General features: G+C 70.3%; 24 protein-coding genes. 12 read left to right on the top strand and 12 right to left on the bottom strand.

Translation table 11 applies throughout. The features are described from left to right. Positions 1-283 precede the first annotated feature (283 nt). From ABWO84_RS12460 to ABWO84_RS12470, 3 genes are all read right to left on the bottom strand, one after another. Positions 284-1,546, bottom strand: a complete 1,263-nt coding sequence (locus ABWO84_RS12460) for a DUF2510 domain-containing protein (protein WP_353114990.1) — start codon at positions 1,544-1,546, stop codon at positions 284-286. Positions 1,547-2,110: 564 nt separating this feature from the next. Beyond that, entirely contained in the window at positions 2,111-3,634 is a 1,524-nt protein-coding gene (locus ABWO84_RS12465; protein ID WP_353114992.1) for an ATP-dependent DNA ligase, read from the bottom strand. Between the two features lie 93 nt (positions 3,635-3,727). Beyond that, a complete protein-coding gene (locus ABWO84_RS12470) occupies positions 3,728-4,723 on the bottom strand; it encodes an SDR family NAD(P)-dependent oxidoreductase (RefSeq protein WP_353114994.1) in 996 nt (331 codons plus the stop codon). A 68-nt stretch (positions 4,724-4,791) separates the two neighbouring features. On the opposite strand from ABWO84_RS12470, the gene ABWO84_RS12475 reads away from it, so the two are divergent. Together ABWO84_RS12475 and ABWO84_RS12480 are read left to right on the top strand one after the other, a co-directional pair. Further along, complete coding sequence (locus ABWO84_RS12475; protein WP_353114996.1) at positions 4,792-5,358, top strand: TetR/AcrR family transcriptional regulator; 567 nt, start codon at positions 4,792-4,794, stop codon at positions 5,356-5,358. 54 nt (positions 5,359-5,412) lie between these two features. Beyond that, on the top strand, positions 5,413-6,582 hold the full coding sequence (locus ABWO84_RS12480) for a DUF4303 domain-containing protein (RefSeq protein WP_353114998.1): 1,170 nt from the start codon (positions 5,413-5,415) through the stop codon (positions 6,580-6,582). A 15-nt stretch (positions 6,583-6,597) separates the two neighbouring features. On the opposite strand, the gene ABWO84_RS12485 is transcribed toward ABWO84_RS12480, so the two are convergent. After that, positions 6,598-7,461 carry a G5 domain-containing protein gene (locus tag ABWO84_RS12485; RefSeq protein ID WP_353115000.1) on the bottom strand — a complete coding sequence of 288 codons (864 nt, stop codon included), beginning with the start codon at positions 7,459-7,461 and terminating at the stop codon, positions 6,598-6,600. Positions 7,462-7,627: 166 nt separating this feature from the next. Between ABWO84_RS12485 and ABWO84_RS12490 the strand changes: the two genes are divergently transcribed. Then, positions 7,628-8,710, top strand: a complete 1,083-nt coding sequence (locus ABWO84_RS12490; protein WP_353115101.1) for a type I restriction endonuclease — start codon at positions 7,628-7,630, stop codon at positions 8,708-8,710. A gap of 31 nt (positions 8,711-8,741) precedes the next feature. Here the strand turns inward: ABWO84_RS12490 and ABWO84_RS12495 are convergent, their stop codons facing one another. Then, complete coding sequence (locus ABWO84_RS12495) at positions 8,742-9,410, bottom strand: hypothetical protein (RefSeq protein WP_353115002.1); 669 nt, start codon at positions 9,408-9,410, stop codon at positions 8,742-8,744. 94 nt (positions 9,411-9,504) lie between these two features. On the opposite strand from ABWO84_RS12495, the gene ABWO84_RS12500 reads away from it, so the two are divergent. The 7 genes from ABWO84_RS12500 (at position 9,505) to ABWO84_RS12530 (ending at position 15,556) form a co-directional block, all read left to right on the top strand. Beyond that, positions 9,505-10,056, top strand: coding sequence for a PadR family transcriptional regulator (locus ABWO84_RS12500; protein ID WP_353115004.1), 552 nt, complete (start codon positions 9,505-9,507; stop codon positions 10,054-10,056). Continuing rightward, on the top strand, positions 10,053-11,759 hold the full coding sequence (locus ABWO84_RS12505; protein ID WP_353115006.1) for an ABC1 kinase family protein: 1,707 nt from the start codon (positions 10,053-10,055) through the stop codon (positions 11,757-11,759). Before ABWO84_RS12500 ends, ABWO84_RS12505 begins: the two co-directional genes overlap by 4 nt. A gap of 90 nt (positions 11,760-11,849) precedes the next feature. Continuing rightward, on the top strand, positions 11,850-12,194 hold the full coding sequence (locus tag ABWO84_RS12510; protein ID WP_353115008.1) for an ArsR/SmtB family transcription factor: 345 nt from the start codon (positions 11,850-11,852) through the stop codon (positions 12,192-12,194). 33 nt (positions 12,195-12,227) lie between these two features. Further along, positions 12,228-13,205 carry an SRPBCC family protein gene (locus tag ABWO84_RS12515; protein WP_353115010.1) on the top strand — a complete coding sequence of 326 codons (978 nt, stop codon included), beginning with the start codon at positions 12,228-12,230 and terminating at the stop codon, positions 13,203-13,205. 85 nt (positions 13,206-13,290) lie between these two features. Then, on the top strand, positions 13,291-14,088 hold the full coding sequence (locus ABWO84_RS12520; protein WP_353115012.1) for an alpha/beta fold hydrolase: 798 nt from the start codon (positions 13,291-13,293) through the stop codon (positions 14,086-14,088). Positions 14,089-14,100: 12 nt separating this feature from the next. Then, complete coding sequence (locus tag ABWO84_RS12525) at positions 14,101-14,622, top strand: hypothetical protein (protein ID WP_353115014.1); 522 nt, start codon at positions 14,101-14,103, stop codon at positions 14,620-14,622. A gap of 37 nt (positions 14,623-14,659) precedes the next feature. Continuing rightward, positions 14,660-15,556, top strand: a complete 897-nt coding sequence (locus ABWO84_RS12530) for a hypothetical protein (protein WP_353115016.1) — start codon at positions 14,660-14,662, stop codon at positions 15,554-15,556. 3 nt (positions 15,557-15,559) lie between these two features. Here ABWO84_RS12530 and ABWO84_RS12535 read toward each other — a convergent pair whose 3' ends face one another. From ABWO84_RS12535 to ABWO84_RS12560, 6 genes are all read right to left on the bottom strand, one after another. Continuing rightward, positions 15,560-15,895 carry a hypothetical protein gene (locus tag ABWO84_RS12535; RefSeq protein ID WP_353115018.1) on the bottom strand — a complete coding sequence of 112 codons (336 nt, stop codon included), beginning with the start codon at positions 15,893-15,895 and terminating at the stop codon, positions 15,560-15,562. Positions 15,896-16,014: 119 nt separating this feature from the next. Beyond that, positions 16,015-16,224 (bottom strand): hypothetical protein, encoded by a 210-nt coding sequence (locus tag ABWO84_RS12540; protein WP_353115020.1) that lies wholly within the window; start codon positions 16,222-16,224, stop codon positions 16,015-16,017. 4 nt (positions 16,225-16,228) lie between these two features. Next, positions 16,229-16,573, bottom strand: a complete 345-nt coding sequence (locus ABWO84_RS12545; protein ID WP_353115022.1) for a protealysin inhibitor emfourin — start codon at positions 16,571-16,573, stop codon at positions 16,229-16,231. Further along, positions 16,542-17,615 carry a M4 family metallopeptidase gene (locus tag ABWO84_RS12550; RefSeq protein WP_353115024.1) on the bottom strand — a complete coding sequence of 358 codons (1,074 nt, stop codon included), beginning with the start codon at positions 17,613-17,615 and terminating at the stop codon, positions 16,542-16,544. The genes ABWO84_RS12545 and ABWO84_RS12550 overlap by 32 nt, the downstream gene beginning before the upstream one ends. Positions 17,616-17,673: 58 nt before the next feature. Next, positions 17,674-20,154: a DEAD/DEAH box helicase gene (locus ABWO84_RS12555; RefSeq protein ID WP_353115025.1), complete on the bottom strand. Its 2,481-nt coding sequence runs from the start codon at positions 20,152-20,154 to the stop codon at positions 17,674-17,676. A gap of 35 nt (positions 20,155-20,189) precedes the next feature. Then, positions 20,190-20,537, bottom strand: coding sequence for a zinc ribbon domain-containing protein YjdM (locus tag ABWO84_RS12560; protein WP_353115027.1), 348 nt, complete (start codon positions 20,535-20,537; stop codon positions 20,190-20,192). Between the two features lie 60 nt (positions 20,538-20,597). Between ABWO84_RS12560 and ABWO84_RS12565 the strand changes: the two genes are divergently transcribed. Together ABWO84_RS12565 and ABWO84_RS12570 are read left to right on the top strand one after the other, a co-directional pair. Then, positions 20,598-20,960, top strand: coding sequence for an ArsR/SmtB family transcription factor (locus ABWO84_RS12565; RefSeq protein WP_353115029.1), 363 nt, complete (start codon positions 20,598-20,600; stop codon positions 20,958-20,960). After that, complete coding sequence (locus ABWO84_RS12570) at positions 20,957-22,594, top strand: SulP family inorganic anion transporter (protein WP_353115031.1); 1,638 nt, start codon at positions 20,957-20,959, stop codon at positions 22,592-22,594. The genes ABWO84_RS12565 and ABWO84_RS12570 overlap by 4 nt, the downstream gene beginning before the upstream one ends. Positions 22,595-22,624: 30 nt before the next feature. On the opposite strand, the gene ABWO84_RS12575 is transcribed toward ABWO84_RS12570, so the two are convergent. After that, the gene (locus ABWO84_RS12575) at positions 22,625-23,662 is read right to left on the bottom strand and encodes an FUSC family protein (RefSeq protein ID WP_353115033.1); all 1,038 of its coding nucleotides are present in this window, start codon (positions 23,660-23,662) and stop codon (positions 22,625-22,627) included. Positions 23,663-23,685: the final 23 nt, after the last annotated feature.

A 23,685-nucleotide genomic window follows, 5' to 3' on the forward strand; every position in this document is an offset into this window, starting at 1 on the left:
GGTGGTGTCCCGTTTCGCGGGCCGATCCGTCTGATTCGTCCGGGGTTCGTGACGGGGTCTGGGATTCGGGCGGGTGGGGTTTGGTGGGTGGTCCCGTTTGGCGGGTGGTGTCCCGGTTCGCGGGCCGATCCGTCTGATTCGTCCGGGATTCGTGACGGGGTCTGGGGTTCGGGCGGGTGGGGTCTGGTGGATGCCGTCCTGTCTCGCGGGCCGATTCGTCCGGGATTCCGGACGGGATCCGGGGCGCAGACGCGGGCGCAAGACGAGGCCGGAAGTCGCGGCGTCAGCCGGCCATCAGCCGTGCCTTCGCCGCCATGAACTCCTCCTCGGTGAGCGCGCCCGCCGCACGCAGCGCAGCGAGCTTCTCCAGCTGATCGCCGAGCCCGGGTGCCACTGCTGCCGCCGGTGCGGAGATCACCACGGGCGCTGGACGCTTGGCGCCGGAGATCCGTGCTCGCAGTTCCTGGATCTGCGGCGCGCATTCCCGATACACGACCTTGGCCATCGGCAGCGTGTTGCTGAGCGTGTAGGGGTCGTTGCTGTCGGCATTGCGCGACTGATCGGTCCCGCGCCAGAAGTCCTTGTTCGCCGTCCCCTGATAGCTCGCGGTGAGCACCTCGAGCACGCCGTTCATGAAGCCGGAGTTGTACTCGATCGCGTTGACATCGGCGAAGTAGAAGGTGGTGCTCCGCTCGCCGCCGAGAGAGCCGGCCATGAGGCTCGTCATGGCACCGGTCTTGATGATCGCGAGGCGATCGTCGAAGGCTGCGAGCACACCCTGTGCGAATCCCGGCGCTATCACGAGCCACGGCGCCTCGTCGCGTGCGCAGAGCGCGCGGATCGCCGTCTCGGATTTCCGGGACACGTCGCCGTAGATCATCGTTGCGGGCCACCGCTCGCGGATGGTCAGGTCTGCGAGTCGCAGCTCTTCGGCGTCCCGGATGGCGGCGGCTCGCACCGCCCCGCGCGCCTCGGGCGATGGATCGGAGGCGCGTGCCGCCTCGACCGCCGTATGGACATCGGCGACGTCCTTCGGGGAGATCGAGCTGAAGACCTTCGGGATGCCCGAAGTGTCGGTGAGCGTCACTGCACCGCGATTCGCATCGGCTTCGGCCGCGATGAGGTCCTGCGTCTCGACGCTGATCCCGATGCCGTTGACCCCGAAGCTGAACACGCGCAGGTCGGTGACGACGAGGTCGTTGGCCAGCGGCCTCCACGTGCCGCCGTTGCCTTGATAGAGCACGTTCTCGCCGGGGAAGAGATACCGTGAGGCCTCCGCGGTCATCTTCTCGCGTTTCTTCTGCGACCAGCCGGGCGGAAAGGCCCTGCGCTCCAGTGCGGGCGCCGGCGGCGGGGTGTAACGCGTGGCGGGATCGTTCGGGGCGGCGGCGACCATCGCGGGGCGTGCCGCTTCGGCGGTGGGGATCAGAGGATCCACGCCCTGCTGGCCCCGCGCCCAGACGTGGTCGGTCCACATCGCGCCGTCCCAGTATCGCTGCTCGAAGCGACCTGTCGGATCGGGATGCCACGCGGGGCGAGAGGTCACATCCGCGACTCTAGCGCGAGGGAGGTCACGTGGTGGGCGGGGGTCTGTCGGGCCGGGCCGTTCCACGGACGGTGTCCCGTTCTGCGGACGGATGGGTCCGGATCTGTCCGGGATTCGTGACAGTGTCCGCGGTTCGGGACTGGCCCGTTCGGTGGATCGGGTTGTGGTGGGTCTGTGTTTCGAGCCCCGGACCGGCCGTTCCGCGGACGGTGTCCCGTTCTGCGGACGGATGGGTTCGGATCTGTCTGGGATTCGTGACAGTGTCCGCGGTTCGGGACTGGCCCGTTCGGTGGATCGGGTTGTGGTGGGTCTGTGTTTCGAGCCCCGGACCGGCCGTTCCGCGGACGGTGTCCCGTTCTGCGGACGGATGGGTTCGGATCTGTCTGGGATTCGTGACAGTGTCCGCGGTTCGGGTGGCGGATCTTGCCCATACGCGAGGTGCCACATTTCGCAGGGGCGGTGTCCCGTTCTGCGGGTGGTGTCCCGTTCTGCGGGCGGATGGATCGGATCTGTGCGGGATTCGTGACGGTGTCAGCGAATCGGGGCACCCTCCGTCCGCGATCGTCAGCCGCGCAGCAGTCCGCGGAGGGCCTGGATGGTGTCGGCGTCAGCTGGACCCTTGTCGGGGCGGTATCCCTTGACCCGTGCGAAGCGCAGTGCGATGCCGCCCGGATACCGGGGGGAGTGCTGCACGCCGTCGATCGCGATCTCGACGACGAGCTCCGGTCGCAGCAGCACCGTGTAGGGCGTGCGGTGGCTCTCGTAGCCGGGGAACGTCTCCGTCTGCCAGCGCAGCAGCTCGTCGGTGAGTCCCTTGAAGGTCTTGCCCACCATGACGAATCCGCCGGGCTCGCCGAACTCCCCCTGAGGATCGCGGGCGCCGAGGTGCAGGTTCGACAGCAGTCCGCGTCGGCGCCCGGAGCCCCACTCCGCGCCGAGCACGACGAGGTCGAAGGTGAGCACGGGCTTGACCTTGATCCAGGACTTCCCGCGACGACCTGCTGTGTACGCCGAGTCGATCGCCTTGACGACAACGCCCTCATGGCCGGCGGCGAGCGCGTCGCGGGACAGCTGTTCGGCGGTCGAAGGATCGCGGGTGACGATGCCGGGCACCCGCCACTCCCCGGCGATGCGGTCGAGCTCGGCGAGCCGGGTCGAGAGAGGCTCGTCGAGAAGATCACGGCCGTCGACGTGCAGCAGGTCGAAGAACCAGGGCCGGAGCGTCAGTTCACGCGAGACGTCGGCGCCGAAACGGGACATGGTCTGCTGGAAGGGGCGCGGCGCGCCGCTCTCATCGAGGGACAGCGTCTCGCCGTCGAGGATCAGATCGTGTGCGGGCAGCGCTCGAACGATCTCGACGATCTCCGGGAGGCGGTGGGTGACATCGGCCAGGCTGCGCGTGAAGACGCCGACCTCGTCGCCGTGGCGGTGCACCTGGATGCGGGCTCCGTCGAGCTTGTACTCCACGGATGCCTCACCCGTGAGCTCGATCGCCGCGGAGGGCGACGCCGCGGAGGCGGCGAGCATCGGCAGGACAGGGCGTCCGACGCGCAGGCCGACCGCGTCGAGGTCGTCCGCGGTGCCGGTCAACGCGAGCAGGGCGGTGTCGCCGAGGTCGCCGGAGAGCATCGCCGCCCGGCGCACCGAAGCGGGTGCGCGTCCGGAGGCGCGGGCGATCGCATCGAGCAGCACGCCGCCGAGCGCTCCGGTGCGCAGCTCGCCCAGCATCGCGCGGGCGAGGAAGTCCCACTCGGAGTCGGTCGCTGTCGCGGCGAGCCCGGTGAGCAGGTTGGTGCGGAGTGTCGCCGACCCGGGGCCGGAGGCCTGCGCGAGACGTTCGAAGGCGGCGTCGACTTCGGACAGCGTGAGCGTCGGGACATCGACGTGTGCGACGTCGAGCGCGGAGACACCGCGCCAGCCGACGCCCAGCCGCCCCTGGCGCGGCGACGCGAGCAGCAGGCCGACGAGGATCGCGACCTCATCGGCCTCCGCGCGTTCGAGCAGTTGCGCGAGCGCGTCGATCTTCGCGAGCCGCGACGACGTGGCTGCGACGTTGCCGGCGGTCTCGACGAGCTCGGAGAGCCTCATACCCGGATTCTCGCACCAGCCTCCGACATCGGACAGGTCCCTCGATCCTCCGGGACGGTTGCACGGCTACCGTGCGGGCCGGCTCCCCGACCCCTACTGCACCGACCAGCCGCCATCGGAGGCGAGGATCGCGCCGTTGATGTTCACGGCGTCGTCGGAGAGCAGGAACGTGATCGACGCGGCGAGGTGCTCGGCGGTGGCGACCGTGGGGATCGCCTGCTGGAACGGGGCCAGCCGTCCGGAGCCGTACTCCGACATGTGCGGAGGCATCGGGATGCCTGTGGCGACGCCGCCCGGGGCCACGGAGTTCACGCGGATGCCCTTCGGCCCGTACATGAACGCCGCCGACCGGGTCACGCCGATGATGCCGTGCTTGCTGGCGGTGTACGCGTTGCCCGAGGCGTTGCCGCGGAGCCCGGCCTCGCTCGAGACGTTGAGCACGGCGCCGCTCCCCGCGGCCTCCATGATCGGCAGCACCGCGCGCATGAGCTTGAAGGGAGCGGTGAGGTTGATCGCGATGACGCGGTCCCACACCTCGTCGGTGGTCTCTCCGGCGGGGGAGAAGTCGTCGTTGATGCCGGCGACGTTGGCCAGCCCGTCGATGCGATCTCCCGCTGCCGCGATGACGGCGTCGATCGCGTCCTGCTGTGTGAGGTCGCCGGCGACCGTGACGATGTCCGGGAAGTCACGCTTCAGCGCGTCGAGCCTGTCCGCCGCGATGTCGCTGGCGATGACCCGTCCGCCTTCGCGCGCGATGCGGGATGCGGTGGCCCTGCCGATCCCGGATGCCGCGCCGGTGACGATCACGGTCTTGCCCGAGAAGCGCCCCGCGGTGGGCTTCTCGGTCCAGCCGTGCGGCTCGGAGTCCTCGGGGATCTCGCCTCCGTTGGTCGCCCGGACCAGATCGTCGACGACTGACTGCGGGAGGGCTCCCTGGCTCATCGCGACGAGCTGCTGCAGGGGGAGGCCGAGCACGGGCGTGAGCAGTTCGGGGTCGGCGCCGGTCTTCTCGAAGAGCCCGCGGATGAGGGTTCCGCCGGTCGGATCGTTCAGCCACTCGCCGATGGTGGAGTGCGCGGTCAGGGCCATGGTGTCTCCTTGCTCGAGAGTTTCGCAACGATGCGTCCATTTATTGTACTCCTCGGTACGCTCGGAGGGTGCCTCGTCCTCGCAGTGAGAAAGCCCGCCAGTCGGTGCTGGCGGCCATGCGCCGCGCGCTCGCCGCGGGGGGATACGAGGCAGTGACGATCGAGGGCCTCGCCGCCGAGGCCGACGTCGCGAAGCAGACGATCTACCGCTGGTGGCCGTCGAAGGCGGCGATCCTGGGCGAGGCGCTGGTGGAGGGCGAGCTGCCCGCCCCTGCGCTGCCGATCACCGACGATCTCACAGCCGACCTCCGGGCGGTGTTCTCCGCGCAGGGGGAAGGATCCGGGGAGACCGTCGCCCTGGCTCGCGCGCTGATCGTCGTGACCGCGACGGACCCGGAGCTGGGCGCCCGCCTGAACGAACGTCTCGCCGCTCCTCTCCGGGCCTGGACCGCGGAACGGCTCGCGCGCGCCGTGCAGGCGGGGGAGGTTCGACCGGATGTCGACGCCGGGATCGTGGCCGACCAGCTCATCGCGATCGGGTCGTACAGCGCGCTGCTCGGGGTCCGCATGGACTCCGAGAGGGCGGCGGCGCTGAGCGGACTGGTGCTGCGGGGCATCGCGGCGCCGGACTCCTGATGTCCTCCGCCCTCGATACAGTGTCGGACATGCTTCTCCGTTCGATCGGCCGCCGTGCCTGACGCGCGTCCGGCATCGCCCGATTGGCGGTCGCTCGCCGACCACATGACGGATCGTCTCGTCACGGCGATCCACGCCCATCGCCGGGCGCGACCCTCGGATCGCATCTACGGTGCGGCGTTCCACGTCTTCTCCGGGGAGACCGGCGGCGCGATCGCCTGGCCTTCGCTGGCGATCGCGACGGAGGAGGACCTCGCCTCGGTCGTGGAGGGGACCCGCTTCTCCGCCGACGACCTGCGCTGGAGTCCTGCCGACTGGTCGCTGCAGCTCGATCCGACGTCGGAGGACGAGGGGTGGGCGGCGATGGTCGAGGCGTATGCGGCGGCCGGTGACGACGAGCGCTGGGAGAAGACCTACGACCGCTATCTCCGCACCTTCGCGAAAGCGGCGAAGAAGGCCAGGGCGCGGTTGGTGGCCGAGGGGTCCGTCGAGCGGCGGTTCATCGCCGTCGCCATGGACGAGGCCTGGGAGATGGTGCCGCTGAGCCTCAGTGTGGCGCAGCTCCGCACGCACTTCCCGGAGCTCGACGAAGAGGCCCGCGAGCTCTCCCGGCTCGACGGCCTGCCTCCTGACGAACGTGCTCGAGCGCTCGCGGACATCCTGGAGACGCCCGCCCGCGGCGCAGTCTCGACGGAGGTCGCCGCGCGTGTGCTCACCGGGCTCGGAGAGCACGTGGTCGACGTGGCGATCGAGAGGATGCCGCGATCCCGCGACGGATGGCGATGGGCCAAGCTGCTCGCGGACGTCGGCATCGCCGACCCCGCGGTGATCGGAGCGCTCGCCGGCATGCTCGGCGGGAGGCGGAGGTCCGAGCCCGACCTGGCGTGGGCTGCGGCGGCGCTCTCACGACTGGGTCGCCTCGACATCGTGCTCGCGGAGCGGAGCCGCCTCCCGCGGGCCGTCCTGCGGCGCGCGCTCGCCGCACCGCTGACGTCGTTCCGCGACCAGGCCGTCGTGCATCTGCCGCTCGACTACGCACCGCTGGCGAGCGCTCTCGCGGAAGAGGAATCCCTCGCCGCCGAGATGCTCGAGGAGCTCTCCCCCGGCAGCGGGTACTGCCGCATCGATCCGGGTGAGGCCGATACGGCCCGCGCCGCGCTCGACTCGCCGTTCGAGGTGATCCGTCGGCACGCGGCCATCGTGCTCGCCGACCTCGCGCCCTGACAGCGAGGCACTGTCCTACTTCGCGCAGGCGATGCCGTCTCCGTCACGGTCGAGCTTGTAGACGTCCGGTCCGACGACGCGGACGGGGCCTCGCACGTAGGCGGGTCCGTCTCCCTTGCCGCCGGCGCAGTCGACGTCGGATGCGAACGGCACGCACGCCCCGGCGTAGCTCGGGTGGCATTTCGCGTCCTCAGCCTTCTCGACGAACGGCACGGGTGCGGCGACGGGCTGCTTCGTGCCCCTTGACGTCACCTCGTCGACCGGCGGCACGGTGACCTCCTCGGAGATCTGCAGCCGGGAGATCTCGACCCCGTCGTGGTACTCCACGCGGTAGGTGGTCACCTTGGTGCCGGCGACTCCCGCGGTCGTGATCGCCGTCGTGCCGACATCGCGCTGCGGGTCGTCGACGGTCGTCTTCTCGAACGGGATCGAGGTGCTCTCCCGGAGCTCGTCGAACGTCGTCTCCACCGGGGCAGGCGTCGGGGCCGCCGTGGTCGCGGTCGGCGCCGGAAGCGCCTGGGGGCCTTCCGGCGTGGCGGTCCCGGGATGCATCATCGCGTTCGCACCGCCCCCGCCGAGCATCAGCGCGAGGCCGACGGCGAGCGCCGCGCCCGCGGAGGCGCGCGAACGCAGCCGCAGGCGAGGAGCAGCGCCGCGGATGAGCGCGTACACGGCGACGCCGAGGACCACGAGACCGAGGAGCGCCACCGCGGCCGGTGCGAAGACGAAGAGCGGCACGAGGATCACAGCGGCGATGACGACGAACGGCAGGGCCTTCGAGCGGGGCGCGCCGGCGGGTGCGGGCGGAGTCGGGTTCGGGGCGTCGCGACGCTGCGGCGACCGTGAACCGTTCGACCCGCCCTGATTCGGGTTGGGCATGGTCACGCTTTCGAGTGGGGGGCTCTTTCGGGCAGGCTAGCGCTTTCCCCCGCTGGCCGCCAGAGTCTCCATGTTCCTCGACGGCGCTTTGGAGAACAAAGCCATCAGGGTCGCACTCTCCGCTACTCTCAGAGCTATCTGCCCGCTCAATGGAGATCGGAACGACATGGAATTTGCTGAACGGCTTGAGTCTCTCGCTGAGAAAGTGAAGAACCAGGCGTCTGCCATCGGGACCGAGGAAGCGACGAAGAACGCGTTCGTCATGCCCTTCATCTCGACCATCCTCGGGTACGACGTCTTCGACCCGCTCGAGGTGGTGCCCGAGTTCACCGCCGACGTCGGGACCAAGAAAGGGGAGAAGATCGACTACGCGATCATGCGCGGGGGCGAAGCGCAGATCCTCGTCGAGTGCAAGGTCTCCAAGGGTGCCCTGAAGTTCGAGCATGCTTCTCAGCTCTATCGGTACTTCGCGGTCACGAACGCGCGGATCGCCGTCCTTACGAATGGTGTCGAGTGGCAGTTCTATACCGATCTGGACGCGCCGAATCGCATGGATCCCAAACCCTTTCTGGTGCTCGACATGGGCGACGTCGACGAGACCCTCATCCCAGAGATCCAGAAACTCAGCAAGGAGAGTTTCGACTTGGACTCCGTCATCAATGCGGCGGAGGAGTTGAAGTACGTCGGTGCGCTCAAGCGTGAGATCGCTGCCCAGTTCCGGGACCCGAGCGATGAGTGGATCAAGTTCTTCACCTCGCGTGTGTACGACGGCTCTTTCACGCAGAAGGTGCGGCAACAGTTCACCGGCCTAGTGGGCAAAGCCGCTCAGCAGTTCCTCACGGAGCGCGTCAATGACAGGCTGAAGACTGCTCTCGTCGTCGGCGGGGCGAGTGTTCCGTCGTCAGTGCCACCGGTGGAAAGTGCAGAGGTCGTCGCTGAGGATCTTGATCGGGATACCGAGATCGTCACCACTCTCGATGAGCTCGAGGGCTACCAGATCGTCAAAGCGATCGCATGTGGTGATGTCAAGCCCCAACGTGTCACTCACCGGGACGCGAAGAGCTACTTCGCGGTTCTCCTGGATGACAACAACCGCAAGCCCATCGCTCGTCTGCACTTCAACGGGCGCCAGAAGTATCTCGGTCTGCTCGACGAAGAGAAAGTCGAGACGAGGCATCCCATCGATGATCTGGACGAGATCTACGCCCACGCCGATGGGATCAGGGAAGCGGTGAGAAGGTACCAGTAGAGCCGGGCTTCCCGGCTCGTGCCTTCAGGTCTCACGCCTCCCGGCGGCGGTCGGCTTCCGCGATGCCGGCGCGCATCGCCTTGCGGTCCTCGTCCGACCACGGGCCGGACCAGGTGAGGGGGATCTCGGTCAGGTACCGGCGCTCCGGCTCGGGGAGGCGGGCGGCGAAGGCGTCGGGGTCGGTCCCGGCGAGGGAGTACAGCGCGGGGCCGTCCGCGAAGTACGGGTCGGTGAGCACCAGGCGCCCGTCCGCGCCGCGCATGACGTTCGACGGGTTCGTGTCGAGGGGGCCGCACCAGGGGAGCTCCCGGATCGCCTGCGCGTGGATGCGGTTCACGATGCCGGCCAGCTCGCGAAGCTCCGGCTCGCCGCCGACGAGCATCCCGTGAAAGGCGGCGGCGTCCCCCTCGTCCACCGCTGTGAGCCGCTCCATCAGCTGCAGGTCGCCTCCTCCGGCGAGCCGGAGGTGCGCGTGCAGCTCGGGGACCTGCCGGGTGCCGGCCGCATCGCGGTACAGCCGGGCGGCGTAGGGCCCCGTCGGATCGAACGGGCTGATGCGTGCGACGACGTCGCCGTCCGGGGAGCGCAGCGCGAACGCCCAGTCCCCGGCGCCGCAGTCCGTCCAGCCGGCGCTGCGGAGCAGCTCCGCGGCATCCCGGTGCGTGGCATCCGGTGCGAGCGCGGCGAGCGGGTCGTCCATGCCCCCAGTCTGCCCCGAAACTCCCAGGCCCTTCCCTGCCGATACATAACGACATATCGTTGACTATCGCCAGGCAGACCATTTGGAGGTCATCATGAACGGCACGTTCCCCTCGGCAGCATTCGGCGCCCGCGCCGGAGCATCCCTCTGGGAGACCCTCGACCAGCTGCGCGCCTCGTTCGATCCGCGCGCCAACGCACCCCGCATGGCCCGCGGCGACGTGCGCACCGCCGTGCTCTCGCTGCTCGCGGAGAAGCCCATGCACGGGTACCAGATCATCCACGAGATCGAGGAGCGCAGCGGCGGCACCTGGAAGCCCAGCGCCGGCTCGGTGTACCCCACCCTGCAGCTGCTCTCCGACGAGGGCCTGATCAGCGCCGAGGAGGAGGGCGGGCGCAAGACCTACTCCCTCACCGACGAGGGCCGCGAGGCGGCGGATGCTGAGAAGCCGGCCCCGTGGGAGTCGCAGGCGCCTCGCGACGGCGGACACCAGGCGCGTCTCGGCGCGCTGCCCAAGGCCGGGGTCGACCTCGCCGGCGCGGCCGCGCAGGTGGCGAAGACCGGCACCCCGGAGCAGGTGGAGAAGGCCGTGGCCGTGCTCGACGACGCGCGGCGCAAGCTGTACTCGATCCTCGCCGACGCGTGACCGTCGACGCCTCCGTGAGGGGTGGCCGGGCGAACGCCGGGCGCGCCCGCTACCGGCGCATCCTGCTCTTCGCCGCGCGCACCTTCGTGCAGATCTGGTGGTTCGAGCTGCTGCTGCCGCGCATCGGTCTCGCGGCGATGTCCGAGCGCACGCGCGCCGCGCGGATGCAGGGCATCGCCCGGCGCTTCCATGCGCTCGCGGTCGAGCTCGGCGGGCTGATGATCAAGGTCGGGCAGTTCCTGTCCGCGCGCATGGACGTGCTCCCGCCCGAGATCACCGCGGAGCTGGCCGGGCTGCAGGACGAGGTTCCGGCCGTGCCGTTCGCCGAGATCCGCGCTCTCGCGGAGCACGAGCTGGGGATGCCGCTCGATCGCGCCTACTCCTGGGTCGACGAGCAGCCGCTCGCGGCGGCGTCGCTCGGGCAGGCGCACCGCGCGATGCTCACACCCGCCGACGCGGCCGACACCGGATTCGTCGACGTCGTCATCAAGATCCAGCGTCCGGGCATCGACGAGATCATCGACGTCGACCTCGCCGCGCTCCGCAGGGTGGGCGGATGGCTGAAGCGCGTGCGCTTCGTCGCGGAACGGGCGGACGCCCCTGCGCTCGTCGAGGAGTTCGCCCGGACCAGTCTGGAAGAGGTCGACTACCAGCACGAGGCCGCGAACGCCGGGCGCTTCGCGGAGAACTTCGCCGGAGACGCCCGTGTCGCCGCGCCGGCGGTCGCGTGGGAGCGCTCGACCCGGCGCGTGCTCACGCTCGAAGACGTGACGGCCATCAAGGTCAACGACGTCGACGCCCTCCGCGCGGCGGGGATCGATCCGGCCGAGGTGGCCGACGCCTTCGCCGGCGTGATGTTAGACCAGCTCTTCACGCACAACTTCTTCCACGCCGACCCCCATCCCGGCAACGTCTTCGTCACTCCGCTGCACGACCCGGACGGCCCGGAGTGGCGTTTCACGTTCATCGACTTCGGGATGATGGGCGAGGTTCCGGCCGAGGCCCGCGCGGGTCTCCGTTCGCTGGTGATCGCCATCGCGTCCCGGGACGGCGCCGCGCTCGTGCGTGCGGTGAAGGAGATCGGGGTGCTGCTCCCCTCAGCCGACACCGCCGAGCTCGAGCGTGCCGTCACCGCGCTGTTCTCGCGCTTCGGGGGCATGGGCTTCGCGCAGCTCCGCGATGTCGATCCACGCGAGTTCGAGGACTTCGCCGTCGAGTTCGGCGACATGATCCGCTCCCTCCCGGTGCAGCTGCCTGAGGGGCTGCTCATGCTCTTCCGCGCGGTGTCGATCACCTCGGGCCTGTGCAGCGGCATCGACCCCGAGTTCAACATCTGGGAGCCCGTCGAACCCTATGCCACTCAGCTGCTCCGCGAGGAGGGCGGCAATGTGGTGAAGGACTTCGCCCAGCAGGCGCTGGCCACCGCCGGTGTCGCCCTGCGGCTGCCCGGCCGCATCGACGCGGTGATCTCGCGCATCGAGCAGGGGAATCTCACCTTCGACACCTCGCGCATCGAGCGGAGGCTGTCGCGTCTGGAGCGGCTCGTGCGCTGTGGCGTCTCCGCCGTGCTCTTCGCCGGGCTCCTCATCGGCGGCGCGCTGCTGCTTCCGGTGGCCGTTCCGCTCGCGATCGTCATGATGTCGGTCTCCGTGCTGCCGCTGCTGCACGCGGTGTTCTCCGGCTGGGGGCCTCGCGGGAGGTGACGGCCCAGCCCCGGCGCGCGTCAGCCCGCCCCGCGTTCCCGACAAGGAAAGTGTTGACACGCGCCTCGACGCGTCGTAATGTACAACCAAATGGTTACACAAATTGAACTCAGCGAGACGGAGATCGACCGTGTGTTCCACGCACTCGCGACGTCGACCCGGCGGGACATCCTCCGCCGCACGATCGAGCGCGAACAGTCCGTGTCCGCCCTCGCCCGCGACTACGACATGTCGTTCGCCGCGGTGCAGAAGCACGTGGCCGTGCTCGAAGAGGCGCGGCTCATCATCAAGCGCGCAGAGGGACGCGAGCGGCTCGTCCGCGCGAACCCCGACATGATCGCTCGCGCCAAGGCGCTGCTGTCCCGCTACGAGGAGCTCTGGCGCGCCCGCATCGCACGACTCGACGACCTTCTCGCCGAAGACCAGCCTTCCTGAACCGACCGGAACACCATCAGCAAGGAGATGACAATGCCTGTCACCGACGTCACCACCGATCCCGAGAACCTCACCATGACCGTGATCGCCGACTTCGCCGCCCCCGTCGAGCGGGTGTGGAACGCCTACGCCGACCCGCGCCAGCTCGAGCGCTTCTGGGGCCCTCCCGGATGGCCTGCGACGTTCACCTCCTTCGACCACACGGTCGGTGGACGTGCGAACTACTCGATGCACGGACCGCGCGGCGAGCGCTCGTCCGGGTCGTGGGAGTTCCTCGCGATCGATGCTCCGCACCGGTTCGAGGTCATCGACTCCTTCACCGACGAGGACGGCGCTCCGCTCGAGGGCTTCCCGTCGATGCGGATGGTCACCACCTTCGAAGCTTCCGGCGAGGGCACCAGGATGGTCAACACGAGCTACTTCGACTCGCTCGAGGCGCTCGAGCAGGTCGTCGAGATGGGCGCCGTCGAGGGCACGAAGATGGCCATGAGCCAGCTCGACGCCGTGCTGATGGACCTCCGCGAGTACGCGCAGGGCAAGGGCACCCGGGTGGAGCTGCTCGACGACACCCACGTGCGCATCACCCGGCTGATCGAGGGCCCGCGCGAGCTGGTCTGGCGGGCGCACCACGAGCCGGAGCTCGTCCGGCAGTGGATGCTCGGCCCCGACGGCTGGGAGATGACCGAGGTCACGCCGGGGATCGCCGTCGGTGACACCCACCGCACCTCCTGGGCGCCCGTGGGGGACACCGAGGGCGAGCCCTTCGGATTCGACGGGGAGGTGCTGCTGGTCGAGCCGCCGCGTCGCGCGGTGACCACCGAGAAGATGATCGGCACGGACGGTCCGGTCAACCTCAACGACCTCAACCTCTACGAGGAGGACGGCGCGACGCTGATCACGCTGTACATCGAGTACCCCGACCGCGAGACCCGCGACATGATCCTCGCCACCGGCATGGCCGACGGCATGGAGTCGTCGTTCCAGCGGCTGGAGCGCACGATCCTCGCCTGAGGAGGTGAAGAGGGGTGGGTCGCCGGATGCCGGCGGCGCACCCCTCTTCGCGCCCCGAGGCCTGCGCCGGGAGCAGAATGGACACGTGGCCCTTCCCCTGTCCGACCTGCAGATGCCCGAACCGCAGCGGATCGTCGTCGACGACGGCATCCGCATCGCGACGTACTCCTGGGGCGACCCCGACGCCCCGGTCGTCGTCGCCGTGCACGGCTTCGCCTCGAACACGCACGACAACTGGGTGCTCGCCGGATGGATGCGGCGGCTCAGCAGCGCCGGCTTCCGCGTGCTCGGCATCGACCAGCGGGGCCACGGGCAGAGCGACAAGCCGCACGATCCCGCGGCCTACAGCCTGCGAGCCCTCGCCGCCGACGTGGAGACCGTGCTCGACACCTATCTCATCGACACCGCCTCGTACCTCGGTTACTCGCTGGGCGGGAGGGTCGGCTGGCAGGTCGCGCTCGACATCCCCGACCGGATCGACCGGGCGGTCCTCGGCGGGGTGCCCGACGGGACCCCGCTGGAGCGTCTGTCGCTCGACCAGGCGCAGGCGCACCTCGACCACGGCGCCCCCGTCGAAGACCCGGTGACCCGGAGCTACATCGCCCTCACCGAGCGTGTCCCCGGCAACGACCTGCAGGCGCTCCTCGCCCTCGCGCGCGGGATGCGCTCATCCCGCATCGACCCGGATCCCGACAACGCCCCGCCTCAGCCGCTCCTGTTCGCCACGGGGTCGGAGGACGCGATCCTGGAGGGCTCGCGCCGTCTCGCCGACGCGACCTCCAACGGACGCCTGGTCGTCATCCCCGGTCGGCACCACTTCAACGCGCCCGCGTCGCGCGACTTCCGCGAGGCCGCCGTCGCGTTCCTCACCGACTCGGATTGATAGCGTCGGCTCATGGCACTCGCGCTGAAGATCCTGCTCATCGTCCTCCTGGTGGCGATCGCGGTGGGCCTGGTGGTGCGGGTGTTCCGGCGGCCCTCGAACACCCCGCCGGTGGCGGTGCGGCAGCGGATGCCGAAGATCGTCCCGCTCATCGGCGGCCTGCTCACCGCGATCGGCTTCTTCCTCGGCCTCGCCGGCTTCCTCGCCCGGCTCGGCACGGATCCGGTGCCGCTGCGCATCGGATCCGTGGTCGTGCTCCTCGTCGGGCTGCTGATGCTGATCGCCTATCGCAACCGCTTCGTGCAGCCCGGGCGGGACGCCGTGCGCTTCCGCACGGTGCTCGGTCGCGAGTCCGCGATGGCCTACCGCGACGTGACGGCGCACGAGCTCACCGAGGTGCGGGGGCGGCCGCGCCTGATCCTGCACGGCTCCGATGGGACGACCCTGCGGCTCGATCCCTCGATCTACGACCTGAAGCCGGCCTTCGACGCCCTCGGGTACACCGCCCGCGGGAGCTCCGGCGGACGCTCCTGACAGCGCCGTCCCAGCAAGGCGTGACAGCGTTTACCCCATGAGTCTGCCTGCCCACGCCGCACCGCGGCATCAGAGCAACGGCCTCGCGGGCGTCGCCCTCGGGGTGGTCTCTGTCGCCGTCGGGATCATGCCGTGGCTGGCGAGCGGCGGCATCCTCCCGCTGCAGAACCTGTGGACGGACGGCACGCTTCCGAACGAGATGCCCTTCGCCCTGCTGCCCGTCAGCCAGTACTACGCGGTCACCATGTTCGTGCTCCTGCTGCTCGGCGGTGTCTTCGCGGGTCTCGCCCGTCGCGCCTTCGCGCGCTCCTGGGCCGCATGGCCGATCGGCCTCGGCGTGCTGATCGGTCACATCGTCGTGGTGGTGCAGAGTTTCGTCGCCGATGCGAAGGGCCTCGATCTCGGCGACGCCCGCGCGGTGCTGTATCTGGGGGGTCTGATCGGCATCGCGGTCGTCGGGATCCTCGTCGCGCAACTGGCCTTCTGGATGTGCACCGCGCGCTCGACCGGGGTCGCCGCACTCGGCACCGCCCTCGCCGCGGTGCCGTTCGCCAACTGGGTCGGGCTCTGGGTCAACGACGCCGCGGGGATCTCCGGGGCGCCGGAGTGGATCCTGCTCGCGCTGCGCTGGCTGCCCGCCGTGGTCGTCGGCCTCGCGCTCGTCTGGTGCGGGCTGCGGCCCCCGGTGCGCCTGATCGTCTGGCTGGTCTCCCTCGGAGCCCTGTGGCTGGTGCCCGCGGCGTTCGGAGCGGTCCAGTACGGCCTCGGCATGCGAGTGCTGCAGGGCGACATCGCCGAGATGATGCAGGCATCGGCCCAGGTCTTCCCGCAGATGCTCGCGGTCGAATGGATGCCGGTGGTGGTCGCCGCCGGGATCGCCGCCGTCGGCACGGCGCTGCGCGCGGTCATCGGGCGGAACCGCGCGGAGGCCTGAGGGTCAGGCCTCCGTCGTCCGGCGGAAGGTGAAGCACCCCTCGACGGCGCCGTGGTTCACGACTCCGGTCCCGGTGCTGAACATGCGGGCGGAGCTGGTCGAACCGCCCTCGATGAACACATAGCCGGTGTGCTCCAGACGCCATCCGATGCGCTCGACCTCGCCGAGGAGCACTCCGACGCCGTCGTCGCGGGTCACGCTGTTGTCCGCCGACCCCCACGACGATGCCTCGCCGGAGAGCCGGGCGATCCGCAGCTGCAGGTGCAGCATCAGGTCGCCCCGCATCCGGGACTCGCGGGCGATCTGCAGCAGGCGCGCGGCCTCTTCCTCGGTGGGCATGCCGACGATCCTATGACGTCCTCGGAACGGATGCCGGGAGGTCTGCACGGATGGCGGGGCATTCGACGGCGTGTCGCCCGCCGGGGGTGCAGGTTCCCGACATCCGTCCGCGGGGCCGGTCAGTCTTCGGAGTCCTCGGCCTTCTCCTCGGCCTCCGGGGCGGGAGGGGCGACGGGGAAGACGACCGAGGTGTACTGCGCGCCGAACATCATCAGGTCGTCGGCGGCGGCCTCGAGATGATCCGCGGCGCTCTCCGGCGCCCGCGGCTCGGAGGGCAGGCCCGCCCACTGCTGCTGTTCATCCTCGGGGCGCTGCTGGAAGAGTCCCATGCGGCTATTCTCTCTCCGGTGCGTGCGATGCGGCGCGTACCGCATCGATCAGATCCCGCCAGGCGCCGGTCACCGCCGACTCCGGCAGGTCGCGGACGCGCTCGTCGTCCGACATCCGTGCGCGGATGCTCCAGGTGAACCGGTCGGCACCGCCGTCGGGCCGGGGTGCGGGGTCGTCCCAGGGGCAGCTCTCCAGGAGCTCGGTCCACCGACCCTCGTCGTCCCCGCGGGCGGCGACCTCCCAGCGTCGGCGCAGGCCGGCGATGCCTCCGCTGCGCATGACGAGGATCACGATGGCCGGGCCCTCGGCCCCGGTGTCACCGTCGTCTCGTGCTGCGCTCTCCGGCATCCTCGATCACTCCGACCGCGACCCACGCCGCGCGGACCGCCTTCTCCACGGTACCTCCGGATTCGCGCGCCGCAACCAGTGTCGCGTCGGCGAACTCCGCGAAGGTGGCGGTGGCCGACAGCCCCCCGGTGAGCGCCCGGTACCAGACCGCCCCCGCTCCTTCCCAGGCCCGCCCGCCGATCTCCCTCGCCGCCAGGGCGAAGGCGCGGTTGGGGATGCCGGAGTTGATGTGCACCCCGCCGTTGTCCTCGGTGGTGGTGACGTAGTCGCGCATGTGCGCGGGCTGAGGGTCCTTTCCCAGCTCGTCGTCGTCATAGGCCGTTCCCGGCGCGAGCATCGAACGCAGGGCCGTCCCCTCCACGGCGTCGGTGAAGATCCCCGCCCCGATCAGCCAGGTGGCCTGGTCGACGGTCTGACCGGCCTGATGCTGTTCGGTGAGCGCTCCGAGCACATCGGCGATCGACTCGTTGAGCGCACCGGGCTGCCCCTGGTACTTCAGGCCGGACGCGCTCTGGATCACCCCGTGGCCCAGCTCGTGGCCGATCACCGAGATCGACTCGGTGAAGCCGCGGAAGACCTCGCCGTCGCCGTCGCCGAACACCATGCGGGCGCCGTCCCAGAAGGCGTTGTCGTACTTCGACCCGTAGTGCACGGTCGCGTCGAGGGGAGCGCCGGCGCCGTCGAGCGAGTTCCGTCCGAAGGCCTCCAGCAGCAGATCGAACGTGGCGCCGAGTCCGTCGAACGCCTCGTTGACGGCGGCGTCGGCCACCGGCGGATCGTCTTCGCGACGCACGACCGCGCCCGGTAGCTTCTCTGATCCCGTCGCATCGGAGATCGTGCGATCGGGCGCCGCCGTGACCTCGGCGACGAGCGCACCCGACTCGTCGATCGACAGCTCGAGCCGGGAGCGGAACGGCGGCCGGCCGGCGATCAGGGTCTGCCGCGCGGCGTCCGCGGCACGGACGAACCTGCCGGACTCGGCCAGCCGGGCCAGGAGGTAGGCGGGAACGATGCCCTGCTGGGCCGGGCTCTGCTGCGTCATGATGATCCCCTCGTCGCGGCCGACGTTACGCCGCTCCGCCGACATTGCAAGGGGATCGCTACAGCCGGTCGACCGCCGTCACGACCACCACGGCCTCGCCGGCCTCGTCGGACGCCGCGAGGTCGATCGTCGCGGAGACGCCCCAGTCGTGGTCGCCCTCGGGGTCGTCGAGGATCTGACGCGCGGTCCAGACCGACGCGCCCTCGTCGAGGACGAGCAGCGCCGAGCCGCGGGCGTCCGCGCCGGTGAGGATCTCGTCGTGCTCGGCGAAATAGGCGTCGAGGGCTGCGGGCCATCCGTCGAACCCGGGATCGAGCTCCTCGAGGGCGTCGAGGTCCTCCCGCGCGGCGAGCTGCACGCGACGGAACAGCTCGTTGCGCACCAGGATCCGGAACGCCCGCGTGTTCGCGGTGAGACGTTTGGGTGCAGGCGGCACGACGGGGCCCTCCTCGTGGTCGACCGGATGCCCGGAGACCAGCTCCTCCCACTCGTCGAGCAGCGAGGAGTCGACCTGCCTGACCAGCTCGCCGAGCCACTCGATGAGGTCGCGCAGCTCCTCGTTCTTGAGGTGCTCGGGGATGGTCTGTGACGCGGCGCGATAGGCGTCGGAGAGGTATCTCAGGACCACGCCCTCGGAACGCGCGACCTTGTAGAAGGCCACATATTCCCCGAACGACATGGCGCGCTCGTACATGTCCCGGACGACGGACTTCGGATGCAGTGAGAAGTCCCTGATCCACGGCTGCGCGGCGGCGAACACGTCGAAGGAGGCGCTCAGCAGCTCTTCCAGGGGCTTCGGGTAGGTGATCTGCTCGAGCAGCTCCATCCGCTCGTCGTACTCGATGCCCTCGGCCTTCATCGCGGCCACGGCCTCCCCGCGGGCGATGAACTCCTGCTGTGAGAGGATCGCGCGCGGATCGTCGAGCGTGGCCTCGACGATCGACAGCGCGTCGAGGGCGAAGGCCGGGGACTCCTGGTCGAGGAGTTCGAAGGCCGCGAGGGCGAAGGGGGACAGCGGCTGGTTGAGCGCGAAGTTCGGCTGCAGGTCGACGGTGAGGCGGATCGTGCCGTCGGCATCCTGCTCCACGACACCCGACTCGCGGAGCGTGCGGTAGATCCCGAAGGCGCGGAGCGCGAGCGTCCGCTGCCGTGCGCGCGGCTCGTGGTTGTCGTATACCAGCGCGCGCATATTCCCGAACACGTCGCCGCCCCGGCCGATCACGTTGAGCATCATCGCGCTGGTGACCTGCATGTGGGAGGCGAGAGTCTCGGGCTCGGAGTCGATGAGCTTGCGGAAGGAGGGCTCACCCCAGGAGACGAAGCCGTCCGGGGCCTTCTTGCGGACGATCTTCCGCTTCTTCTTCGGATCGTCGCCCGCCTTCCGGATCGCGGCGAGGTTCTCGGTCTCGTGCTCCGGGGCCTGGGCGACGACCGTGCCGGCGGTGTCGAAGCCCGCCCGGCCCGCGCGTCCGGCGATCTGGTGGAACTCCCGAGCGTTCAGCTGCCGCATCCGGGTGCCGTCGAACTTCGTCAGCGCGGTGAGGAGCACGGTGCGGATCGGCACGTTGATGCCGACGCCCAGGGTGTCGGTGCCGCAGATCACGCGCAGCATCCCGCGCTGTGCGAGCTGCTCGACCAGGCGACGGTACTTGGGGAGCATCCCCGCGTGGTGCACGCCGATGCCGAGCCGGAGCAGCCGTGACAGGGTCTTGCCGAACGAGGTCGTGAACCGGAATCCCCCGATGAGCTCCGCGATCGCGTCGCGCTGCTCCCGGGTCGCGACCTTCGCGCTCGCGAGGGCCTGCGCCCGCTCCATCGCCGCAGCCTGCGAGAAGTGCACGATGTAGACCGGTGCGCGGTCGGTGTGCAGCAGGTCGTCGATGGTCTCGTGGATCGGCGACGTCTCATACGAGAAGCGCAGCGGCACCGGGCGCTCGACCCCCGTGACGACGGCGGTCTCCCGTCCGGTGCGGCGGGTGAGGTCGGCGGCGAGGGCGGAGACGTCGCCGAGCGTCGCGGACATCAGCACGAACTGCGCCTGGGGCAGCGACAGCAGCGGCACCTGCCAGGCCCATCCGCGGTCGGGGTCGCCGTAGAAGTGGAACTCGTCCATGACGACCTGGCCGACGTCGGCGCCGGGGCCTTCGCGCAGCGCGAGGTTCGCGAGGATCTCGGCCGTGCAGCAGACGATCGGCGCGTCCGGGTTCACCGCGGAGTCCCCGGTGACCATTCCGACGCTCGCCGCGCCGAACACGTCGACCAGGGCGAAGAACTTCTCGCTGACGAGCGCCTTGATCGGCGCGGTGTAGTAGGTGCGCCTGCCGTCCGCGAGGGCGGCGAAGTGCGCGCCCACCGCGACGAGCGACTTCCCCGTGCCGGTCGGCGTGGAAAGGATGAGGTTCTGCCCCGAGACGATCTCGATCAGCGCCTCGTCCTGCGCCGGGTACAGCCGGATGCCGGTGCCCTCGGCCCATTCGACGAACGCCGCGTACACGGCGTCCGGGTCGGCGCCGCGGACGGTGGCAGGGTCGAGGGTCACCCCTCGATCCTGCCACCCGAGGCGGCCGGCGGAGGTCAGGCCTTCTTGACCAGACTGGACTTCAGCAGCATCGCGCCGAAGCCGTCGACCCTGCAGTCGATGTCGTGGCCGTTCACGGGGGCGATCAGCCGGATGCCGCGCACCTTCGTCCCTGCTTTGATGCCCTGCGGCGAGCCCTTGACCTTGATCGAAGCGGTCACCACGACGGTGTCGCCGTCGGTGAGCACATTGCCCACGGCGTCCTTCACGACGGGAGCGTCGTCGCGCGCGACCTCCTCCGTCGGAGACCATTCGTGTCCGCACATCGGGCAGACGAACAGCGCGCCCATCTCGTAGGCGTGCTCGCTGGAGCATTCGGGGCAGAGCGGAATCGCAGCAGACATGGCGCGATTGTATCGCGATATGATGAATTCATCACATCAGGAATCGAAGGGAGCACCCCGGTGCTGAGCGACCCGAACCGACCGCTGTACGAGGTGAAGGCCGGGCTCTTCAAGGGGCTCGCGCACCCGATCCGCATCCGCATCCTCGAGGTGCTCTCCGCCGCGCCCGAGGCATCGGTCACCGAGCTGCTCGCGGCGACGGAGCTCGAGGCGTCGCACATCTCCCAGCACCTCTCCGTGCTCCGCCGCAACCGGCTGGTGGTCTCCGAGCGTCGTGGCAGCCTGGTCTTCTACCGGCTGGCGTACCCGCAGGTCGCCGATCTCCTGCGCGTCGCCCGTGCGCTGCTCGGCGAGATCCTGCAGACCACCCAGCGGCAGCTCGTCGAGCAGGACGGCCTGCCCGAGATCCCCGCGCGGGCATGAGCGCCCGCGCGATCCTCTCCCTCCTGCCCTCGGCGGAGGACTACCGCCCGCTCCGCCGGACCTGGCGCGGAGACCTGCTCGCCGGGGTCACGGTCGGGATCGTCGCGCTCCCCCTCGCCCTCGCCTTCGGGGTGAGCTCCGGCGCCGGTGCGGAGAGCGGACTGGTCACCGCGATCGTCGCCGGCGTCGTGGCCGCGGTGTTCGGCGGATCGAACGTGCAGGTCTCCGGGCCGACCGGGGCGATGGTGGTCGTGCTCGCGCCGATCATGGCCGCACACGGCACCGGCGCCCTCGCGCTCGTCTGCCTCCTCGCCGGGGCGCTCGTGCTGCTCGCCGGCGTGCTGCGGCTCGGTCGGACGGTGAGCTACATCCCGTGGCCGGTGATCGAGGGGTTCACGCTCGGCATCGCGGTGATCATCTTCCTCCAGCAGGTCCCGACGGCCACCGGCACGGCACCGGGGAGCAGCACCAACGCCCTCGTCGCCGCGGTGCAGTCGGCGGCGTCGGGGAGCTGGCCGAAGGTCGGCTGGTCGCTCGCGCTCGTGGCGGTCGTGGTGACGATCATGCTGCTCTCGCTGAAGCTGCATCCCCGGTTCCCCGGATCGCTCATCGCGATCGTCGCGGCCGGACTGCTCGCCGCGTTCCTCGACCTGCCGGTCGACGTGATCGGCACGCTGCCGGCCGGCCTCCCCGCGCCGACGCTACCCGTGGTCGACCCCTCCGTGGCCTTGGGATTGCTCGGTCCCGCGGTCGCGGTGGCCGCCCTGGCGGCGATCGAGTCGCTGCTCTCGGCCCGGGTCGCGGCGGGCATCTCCGACACCGGGCCGTACGACGCCGACCGGGAGCTCGTCGGACAGGGGCTCGCCTCCCTCGCCTCCGGGCTCTTCGGGGGCATGCCCGCAACCGGCGCGATCGCCCGCACCGCGGTCGGCATCCGCGCCGGGGCCCGCACGCGCCTCGCGGCGATCGTCCACTCGGCGCTGCTGCTGGTGATGGTCCTCGTCGGGGCATCGGTCGTGTCCCGCATCCCGCTCGCGGCGCTCGCCGGGGTGCTGATGGTCACCGCGTGCCGGATGATCGCTCCCGCGACAGTCCGCGCCGTCGTGCGGTCGAGCAGGGCCGATGCGATCGTGTTCCTCCTCACGGCGGTGGTCACGGTGAGCGTCGACCTGATCTACGCGGTGCTGATCGGTCTCGCCGCCGCGGGGTTCTTCGCCCTGCGGCAGCTCGCGAAGGCCAGCGGTGTGCACCGGGAGGAGCTGCCGGGCGCCGCGCAGCCGGGCGATGAGCGGATCGCGGTGTTCCGCCTGGAGGGTGCGCTGTTCTTCGGGGCGGCGGAGCGGATGCTGGAGAGGGTGGCCGCGCTGCGCGAGGTGGAGGTCGTGGTGATCCGCATGTCGCAGCTGCAGATCCTCGACGCGACCGGGGCGCAGGTCGTCACCGAGCTGATCGCCTCCCTCGAGCGTCGCGGCATCACGGTGCTCGTGAAGGGGATCCCGCCGCAGCACCTGCGGCTCGCCGAGAACGTCGGCGTGCTGCGCTCGCTGCGTCACCAGAACCATCTCTTCGACGACCTCGGCGCGGCGGCGGCGCATGCGCGGAGTCACATCGCCCGCGGCCCGGGCGTGCTCTGAGCCCCTGCCGTGCCCGGGCTCGCGACCGCCTCAGTGCTCGCCGAGCAGCTGCCCGCGGATGCGGCGGAGGTCCTCCATCAGCGAGCCGATGAGGATCCAGTGGTCGGAGGCCGGAGGGTGCATCGTCAGCGGGGCGGTCAGCGCCGGCACCGCGGAGGTGAGGGCCTCCGGCTCGGGGGCGACGTCGGCGATCTGCACGGCGAGACGCACGTCGTGGCCCGCCCGCCGGAGCTGTTCCGCGATCGCGGCGACCGCCGGCTCGTCGGAGATCGTGTCGTCGTAGTGGTCGAAGTAGGCGCGGGACATCCCGATCACCTGCGTGACGATCGGGCCGAGCGTGTCGAGCAGCGTGCGCATCTCGGCGAGCTCGGAGCGGTGCGACGAGCTGCGCGGGTTGAGGGTGAGCGACTCCTCCCCGGCGGCGACGGACGCCTCTGCGGCGTCCTTCATGGGCCGTAGCAGCCGGGCCTCCAGCATGAGCTCCTGCAGCTGCGCGGCCGTCCGTCGCGCGGGGAGCGCATCCGCGAGCCGGTCGAGCGTCGCCGCGACCTCGGCGCCGAGCAGTCCGATGTCCCGGCGTGCGGGGGCGACGAGCACGGGCGGCACGACGAGGGCGTTCACGATGATCCCCACCGCGACGCCGATCAGGGTCTCGCCGATGCGGGCGACGGCGTAGCCGGGACCCTCAGGGCTGAGTGCGAGCACGAGCATCGCCGAGATCGCGACCTGGTTCCCCGTTCCCGGCGAGGCCCGGAAGATCCACGCGACCAGCAGTGAGACGACGATCGCCAGCAGCACGATCCAGCTCGGGGAACCGAGCAGCAGCCCGAGCAGCAGCGCGATGACGACGCCGACGATCACGCCGATGCTGCGCTCCATCGCCTTCGACAGCGACTGGTTCACGCTCGGCTGGACGACGAGCAGGGCGGCGATCGCGGCGAAGACCGGCAGCTGGCCGGGCACGATCCACCCGGCGAGCAGCCAGGCCGCGATGGTCGCGACCGCGGACTTCGCCACCTGCAGCAGCGGGGCGCGCCGTGCGGTGCGGATCGCGGCGGGGATGCGCATGAGGACAACGCTAGTCGCCCTCC

Origin of the sequence: Microbacterium sp., from assembly GCF_040394595.1 — a bacterium.
GTDB lineage: Bacteria > Actinomycetota > Actinomycetes > Actinomycetales > Microbacteriaceae > Microbacterium.

What these genes read in the sequence shown, in the direction of transcription:
- ABWO84_RS12465 (WP_353114992.1), bottom strand. Translation starts at nt 3,634, where the DNA reads ATGAGGCTCTCCGAGCTCGTCGAGACCGCCGGCAACGTCGCAGCCACG.
- ABWO84_RS12470 (WP_353114994.1), bottom strand. Translation starts at nt 4,723, where the DNA reads ATGGCCCTGACCGCGCACTCCACCATCGGCGAGTGGCTGAACGATCCG.
- ABWO84_RS12485 (WP_353115000.1), bottom strand. Translation starts at nt 7,461, where the DNA reads ATGCCCAACCCGAATCAGGGCGGGTCGAACGGTTCACGGTCGCCGCAG.
- ABWO84_RS12490 (WP_353115101.1), top strand. Translation starts at nt 7,628, where the DNA reads ATGGAATTTGCTGAACGGCTTGAGTCTCTCGCTGAGAAAGTGAAGAAC.
- ABWO84_RS12495 (WP_353115002.1), bottom strand. Translation starts at nt 9,410, where the DNA reads ATGGACGACCCGCTCGCCGCGCTCGCACCGGATGCCACGCACCGGGAT.
- ABWO84_RS12500 (WP_353115004.1), top strand. Translation starts at nt 9,505, where the DNA reads ATGAACGGCACGTTCCCCTCGGCAGCATTCGGCGCCCGCGCCGGAGCA.
- ABWO84_RS12510 (WP_353115008.1), top strand. Translation starts at nt 11,850, where the DNA reads ATGGTTACACAAATTGAACTCAGCGAGACGGAGATCGACCGTGTGTTC.
- ABWO84_RS12515 (WP_353115010.1), top strand. Translation starts at nt 12,228, where the DNA reads ATGCCTGTCACCGACGTCACCACCGATCCCGAGAACCTCACCATGACC.
- ABWO84_RS12525 (WP_353115014.1), top strand. Translation starts at nt 14,101, where the DNA reads ATGGCACTCGCGCTGAAGATCCTGCTCATCGTCCTCCTGGTGGCGATC.
- ABWO84_RS12530 (WP_353115016.1), top strand. Translation starts at nt 14,660, where the DNA reads ATGAGTCTGCCTGCCCACGCCGCACCGCGGCATCAGAGCAACGGCCTC.
- ABWO84_RS12535 (WP_353115018.1), bottom strand. Translation starts at nt 15,895, where the DNA reads ATGCCCACCGAGGAAGAGGCCGCGCGCCTGCTGCAGATCGCCCGCGAG.
- ABWO84_RS12540 (WP_353115020.1), bottom strand. Translation starts at nt 16,224, where the DNA reads ATGGGACTCTTCCAGCAGCGCCCCGAGGATGAACAGCAGCAGTGGGCG.
- ABWO84_RS12545 (WP_353115022.1), bottom strand. Translation starts at nt 16,573, where the DNA reads ATGCCGGAGAGCGCAGCACGAGACGACGGTGACACCGGGGCCGAGGGC.
- ABWO84_RS12550 (WP_353115024.1), bottom strand. Translation starts at nt 17,615, where the DNA reads ATGACGCAGCAGAGCCCGGCCCAGCAGGGCATCGTTCCCGCCTACCTC.
- ABWO84_RS12560 (WP_353115027.1), bottom strand. Translation starts at nt 20,537, where the DNA reads ATGTCTGCTGCGATTCCGCTCTGCCCCGAATGCTCCAGCGAGCACGCC.
- ABWO84_RS12570 (WP_353115031.1), top strand. Translation starts at nt 20,957, where the DNA reads ATGAGCGCCCGCGCGATCCTCTCCCTCCTGCCCTCGGCGGAGGACTAC.
- ABWO84_RS12575 (WP_353115033.1), bottom strand. Translation starts at nt 23,662, where the DNA reads ATGCGCATCCCCGCCGCGATCCGCACCGCACGGCGCGCCCCGCTGCTG.